8 protein-coding genes are annotated in these 5,181 nt (G+C 68.7%); 1 reads left to right on the top strand and 7 read right to left on the bottom strand.

All coding sequences use genetic code 11. The features are described 5' to 3' along the window. A partial coding sequence (locus AC3IFE_RS19255; protein ID WP_489191596.1) for a DUF3318 domain-containing protein occupies nt 1-407 on the top strand: 407 nt, incomplete at its 5' end. Nucleotides 408-459: 52 nt separating this feature from the next. Here AC3IFE_RS19255 and AC3IFE_RS19250 read toward each other — a convergent pair. From AC3IFE_RS19250 to glyA, 7 genes are all read right to left on the bottom strand, one after another. Continuing rightward, complete coding sequence (locus AC3IFE_RS19250; protein WP_489191594.1) at nt 460-906, bottom strand: type IV pilin protein; 447 nt, start codon at nt 904-906, stop codon at nt 460-462. Continuing rightward, the gene (locus tag AC3IFE_RS19245) at nt 903-1,430 is read right to left on the bottom strand and encodes a hypothetical protein (RefSeq protein ID WP_301738046.1); all 528 of its coding nucleotides are present in this window, start codon (nt 1,428-1,430) and stop codon (nt 903-905) included. Before AC3IFE_RS19245 ends, AC3IFE_RS19250 begins: the two co-directional genes overlap by 4 nt. Nucleotides 1,431-1,573: 143 nt before the next feature. Beyond that, the gene (locus AC3IFE_RS19240) at nt 1,574-2,407 is read right to left on the bottom strand and encodes a PilW family protein (RefSeq protein WP_489191593.1); all 834 of its coding nucleotides are present in this window, start codon (nt 2,405-2,407) and stop codon (nt 1,574-1,576) included. After that, nucleotides 2,397-2,798: a type IV pilus modification PilV family protein gene (locus AC3IFE_RS19235; protein ID WP_489191591.1), complete on the bottom strand. Its 402-nt coding sequence runs from the start codon at nt 2,796-2,798 to the stop codon at nt 2,397-2,399. The genes AC3IFE_RS19240 and AC3IFE_RS19235 overlap by 11 nt, the downstream gene beginning before the upstream one ends. Nucleotides 2,799-2,803: 5 nt before the next feature. Next, complete coding sequence (locus AC3IFE_RS19230; protein ID WP_489191590.1) at nt 2,804-3,367, bottom strand: GspH/FimT family pseudopilin; 564 nt, start codon at nt 3,365-3,367, stop codon at nt 2,804-2,806. 153 nt (nt 3,368-3,520) lie between these two features. Beyond that, complete coding sequence (nrdR, locus tag AC3IFE_RS19225; protein ID WP_050011738.1) at nt 3,521-4,000, bottom strand: transcriptional regulator NrdR; 480 nt, start codon at nt 3,998-4,000, stop codon at nt 3,521-3,523. 6 nt (nt 4,001-4,006) lie between these two features. After that, on the bottom strand, nt 4,007-5,181 hold a 1,175-nt coding region (glyA, locus tag AC3IFE_RS19220), incomplete at its 5' end, for a serine hydroxymethyltransferase (RefSeq protein WP_489191588.1).

Here is a 5,181-nt window from a genome sequence, read left to right as displayed (position 1 = left end):
ATTCGTCGCGATCGAACTGGAGCGCGTCGCAGCACCGCGCGCTCCGCAAGGAATTGCTGATCCTGCGATCCGAAGTCGAGCGGCTCGAACTTGCGGAGGCCGCCGCCGAAATGCGCCAGGCCGTCACGCGCTTCAGCTGGCTCAAGGTGTTCATCCCCGGGCTGTCGACCGGCAGGTTCGGCCAGTCGGCCAAGAACCTGAACGCAAGCCTCGGCCAGCTCGTCAACCAGTATCCGATGCTGAGCTCGCTCGCGTCGCTCGTGCTGGCGAAACCCGTTCGCTCGCTGCTGCGCGCAAGCACGGGCCCCGCGTTGAAGTGGGGCACGCTCGGCTTCGCCGCATGGGAGGTCTACCGGATCTGGAAGCAATCCCGCGAGGAGCGCGGGCTCGACCCACGCGACGACTGACCGTTAGCATCCCGCGCGCGGCCATACGCCGCTGCGCGCCCGCCTGGCGAACTCAGCGCACGCCCCAGCAGACAGCGCTCGACTCGTCGACACCCTCGCCTCCCGCATTGCCCTTCGTGCCGTCCGAGCGCAGCGTGAACGTGCCGCATGCATCGTCGCGCATCGGCCCGGTGTCGAGCGGCGTCGCCGCCAGTTCATAGCCCACCGGCGAATCGTCGCCATCCGGCCGCCCGAGCGTCAATCGATACACGGCATGCCCGTCCGGCGGCGCCTGCGCGAGCGCGTCAGGCAACGCCGCAGGCGGCGCACCGTCCAGTGTTTCAAGATATTGGGCCGCACGGTACAGCGCGGACACCGCCGACGCACGGTGAACCCGCACGACATGCCCGCGATACGACGGGATACCCCACGCGGCCAGCACCGCGACGATCGCGAGTACGATCATCAGCTCGATCAGCGTGAATCCGGCCGCTCGGCACCGGGGCAGACGGCCGTTCATCGAAGCACCGCCGCGACACGACGCCAGCGCAACACGACGATGCGGCCGGCGCGTATCGCGACCTGGTGTTGCAGCCACACGGCGCTCGATGCGTGTGCGCCGACGCCACGCGCGGTGACAAGGTAAGCGCGGTCGCCGGCCTGCGCCGACGGAGGCCGCCATGCCTCGATCAGGCACCGCGGCGGTTGCGCGGCCATCGGCCAATCGGCGAAAGGCGCGAACGCTTCGGCAGCCGCCAGCGGCGGCATACGCCGCCAGGTGTCCGGCTCCGCGCGCGAGTCGCTTTCGCTCACGTACGGTGCCGAGCCGTGCAGCAATCGCGCGGTGCACGCGGCCAGCGCGGCATCGGCCGCGTGAAATGCGATCAACCGATCCGACAACGCGCGGGTGCGGCGCGACTCCGTCAATGCGGCGTCGAACCATGTGCCGGTCAGTGCCGCGACTGCTGCGCCGACCGCGATCACCGCTGGCAACGCAAGGCCTGCCTCGCGACGCCACGCGCGGCGGACGAGCCGGCAGCGCATGTGCGGCTCGCGCGGGCTCGCAGGCGGAGCGCCGGCACATGCGGTCGGCTGCGGGTTGTCATCATGTGCGACGGCGTGCGCTTGGGCGTGGACGGTCTTCACGCGTCGCGAGATGTCGTCCCGCGCGCACTGCGCTGCGCCGCTCATCGCGCCACCTCGCTTGCGCGAGTTGCGTCATGTAAAGCAGCGTCGGATGCGGGCGCGACGTTCCGCAACGCGACGATGCGTTCGAGCGTCAAACGTGCGCGGCCGTCGGGTGCAACGGCGGCGCGGCCGTCGCAGTCGACATGCCGCGTCGGTTCGCGCATCGGCCCGCCGCGCGCCCGCACGCAGACATGCACGGCCACGACCTCGCGCCAGTCGTCGGCACGCATCGCATCGGCGTCGACGAACTGCGTGGCCCCTCGACGCAAATAGCGCATACGCAACTGATCGATTCCCGCCGCGACAGGTTGCGGCGTGCCTGGACGGCCGCTTCCTTCACAATACAGTTCGGGCTCGCCCGTCGATGGGCTGACATGCGCATCGAAACGATTCTCCACCGCCGCAGCTTCGCCCGGCTCGCCGATACCCTGCCCGAGGCAATCCGATGCGTGGCCGCTCACCGTCGGCCACGTCGACACGGCATCGCCGACATACCGGACCAGCACCGCGTCCGACGACAGGCGCGCGGGCTCGCAGCGCACCTGTGCGCCGCTACCCCGCACGCGCGCCGCCGAACACCCGAACACCGGCGGCAACGACGATCCCGCGTCGGCATCGAGCGGCCGGAATCCCGCCATCTGGATCTGCTGACCGATCAGCATCAGCGCGGTCGACGCCGCGTCGCGCATCCTGAACCCGTCTTCCGCGCGACGCTGCGCAATGCGCTGCGCGTGGTACAGCGCACCGGCCGCCGCGAGCACGAGGAGCCCGACGGTCATCGCGATCAGCACTTCGAGCAGCGTATGGCCGCGCGTACGACGATCAGCGTGCATCGCGCGCCCTCTCCCGAAATGGAATGCGGACACACGACGGCGGCTGCGTCGACATTTCCGCGGCATCGCAACGCACCGACGCGAGTCCATCGCCGCCACGCCAGCGGACGACCGCGTAGCGGACGCCTGCCGGGCCGCCATCGAGCGTCATCGCGCCACCCGGCAACGATACGGCCGCCAGCGCCTCGAGGCCATCGCCGGCCGCCGCGGCAGCATGCAGACGTTCGATACGCGCATCGGCCAGCCACAGCGCGCGTTCGCGCCAGATCGTCGCGCGCTGCGCACGCGCCATCGCGAGCTGGCTGCCGGCCACTGCCAGCATTACGGTGGCGAGCAGCGCGATGGCCAGCGTCGCCTCGATCAACGACGTCCCGCGCATGGCATTGCGCATCGCGATCACGCCGCGTCGCAGCGCCCGGCGACCAGCCGCGCGCGACCGCCTGCCGCAATCCGCACGCAACGCGATACGCGCGCGTCATCGGCGCCGGACACGCTGCGCCGCGGACGCACCTCGAAACGCCGGATGCCGCCGATCGACTGACCGACCGGCGGTGCAAACGCGAGCTCATGCGCGGCGCCCGCGACGGCCACTTCGGCATCGCGCGGGTAGCGTCGCAGCACACGCGACTGCCCGTCGACTTGCCCGCTGACGATCCAGTCGCATGACCATTCGGCCGGATCGCATCGCTCGCCGGCACGCAGACAGGCGCCGTCGCGCCCGGCGCGGCACAGCGTGACGCGCGCGCCGAGACGCGTTGCCTCGGCACGCGCAAACGACAGCGCACCGAGCAGCGCGCGCGAGCGGGCATCCACGCGTTCGCGCATGCGCCACTGGTCGAACGTGGGCACCGCATAGAGCGCGAGCCCCGCCGCCAGCGACATGGCAACCATCAGCTCGACCAGCGTAAATCCGCCCGGCCGTCGCACCACATTCTTCAAGGGTTGAGCGCCCCGTTCCATCGCAATCGTCCTCCGCCACGGTGATGCGACGACTGTAGCGGCGCGTGCGGATGCGCGCCATTGGCCGAACGGCCGACTGGCGACATGCGATCGCAACCGACACAATCGGCGCGAATCGAACCAATGGAGCAGACGATGAACGGACGCAGCGCGTCAGCGCTTACGTGGGGTCTTGGCGGGAGAGGCGCGACGGAACTCTTCGATCACGTCGGCAAATTCGGAAACGTCCTCGAACTGGCGATACACCGAGGCGAAGCGCACATAGGCGATCGTATCGAGGCCGCGCAACTCGTTCATCACGAGTTCGCCCAGCTTCTCGCTACGCACTTCGCGCTCGCCAGTCGCGAGCAGTTGATACTCGATGCGGGCGACCGCCGCGTCGATCGCGTCGGCGGCAACCGGCCGCTTGCGCAGCGCGAGTTGCATGCTGGCGACGATCTTGCGACGGTCGAATTCCGTGCGGCTGCCGTCCTTCTTCACGACGAACGGCAGGGACAACTCGACCCGCTCGTACGTCGTGAAACGCTTGTCGCAAGCCGAGCAGCGACGGCGCCGCCGAATCGCTGCGCCATCTTCGGACACGCGCGAGTCCACGACCTGCGTATCGTCATGCCGGCAGAACGGGCAACGCATCGGCGATCAGCGATAGACCGGGAAACGCTTGGTCAGCTCGGCGACCTGCGCGCGCACGCGTTCGATCGTCGCTGCGTCTTCCGGATTCTCGAGCACGTCGGCGATCAGGTTGCCCACCTGCTCGGCTTCCGCCGGCCCGAAACCGCGCGTCGTCATCGCGGGCGAGCCCAGGCGCACGCCGCTCGTCACGAACGGCTTTTCCGGGTCGTTCGGGATCGCGTTCTTGTTCACCGTGATGTGCGCCGCGCCGAGCGCCGCTTCCGCTGCCTTGCCCGTGATGTTCTTCGCGCGCAGGTCGACCAGCATCACGTGGCTTTCCGTGCGGCCCGACACGATCCGCAGCCCGCGCTTCACCAGCGTTTCGGCCAGCACGCGCGCATTCTCGACGACCTTCTGCTGATATTCCTTGAACTCCGGCGACAGCGCTTCCTTGAACGCCACGGCCTTCGCCGCGATCACGTGCATCAGCGGGCCGCCCTGGATCCCCGGGAAGATCGCCGAGTTGATCGGCTTCTCGTATTCGGCCTTCATCAGGATCACGCCGCCACGCGGGCCGCGCAGGCTCTTGTGCGTCGTCGTCGTCACGAAGTCCGCGTGCGGCACCGGGTTCGGATACACGCCCGCCGCGATCAGACCGGCGTAGTGCGCCATGTCGACCATCAGGTACGCGCCCACCGACTTCGCGATCTTCGCCAGACGCTCGAAGTCGATCTTCAGCGCAAACGCCGACGCGCCCGCGACGATCAGCTTCGGCTTGTGTTCCTGCGCCAGCTTCTCGGCTGCGTCGTAGTCGATGTCTTCGTTTTCGTTCAGGCCGTAGCTCACCACGTTGAACCACTTGCCCGACATGTTCACCGGCGAGCCGTGCGTCAGGTGGCCGCCATGCGCGAGGCTCATGCCCATGATCGTGTCGCCCGGCTTGAGCATCGCGAAGAACACGCCCTGGTTCGCCTGCGAACCCGAGTTCGGCTGCACGTTCGCGGCTTCCGCGCCGAACAGTTGCTTCACACGGTCGATCGCCAGCTGCTCGACCACGTCGACGTACTCGCAGCCGCCGTAGTAGCGCTTGCCCGGATACCCTTCCGCGTACTTGTTCGTGAGCTGCGAGCCTTGGGCGGCCATCACGGCCGGGCTCGTGTAGTTTTCCGACGCGATCAGCTCGATGTGATCTTCCTGGCGGC

Source organism: Burkholderia sp. APQ4-4ca (assembly GCF_057837105.1).
The sequence above is the reverse complement of the archived record's forward strand: the minus strand, read 5'-3'. Positions and strand labels throughout refer to the sequence as shown.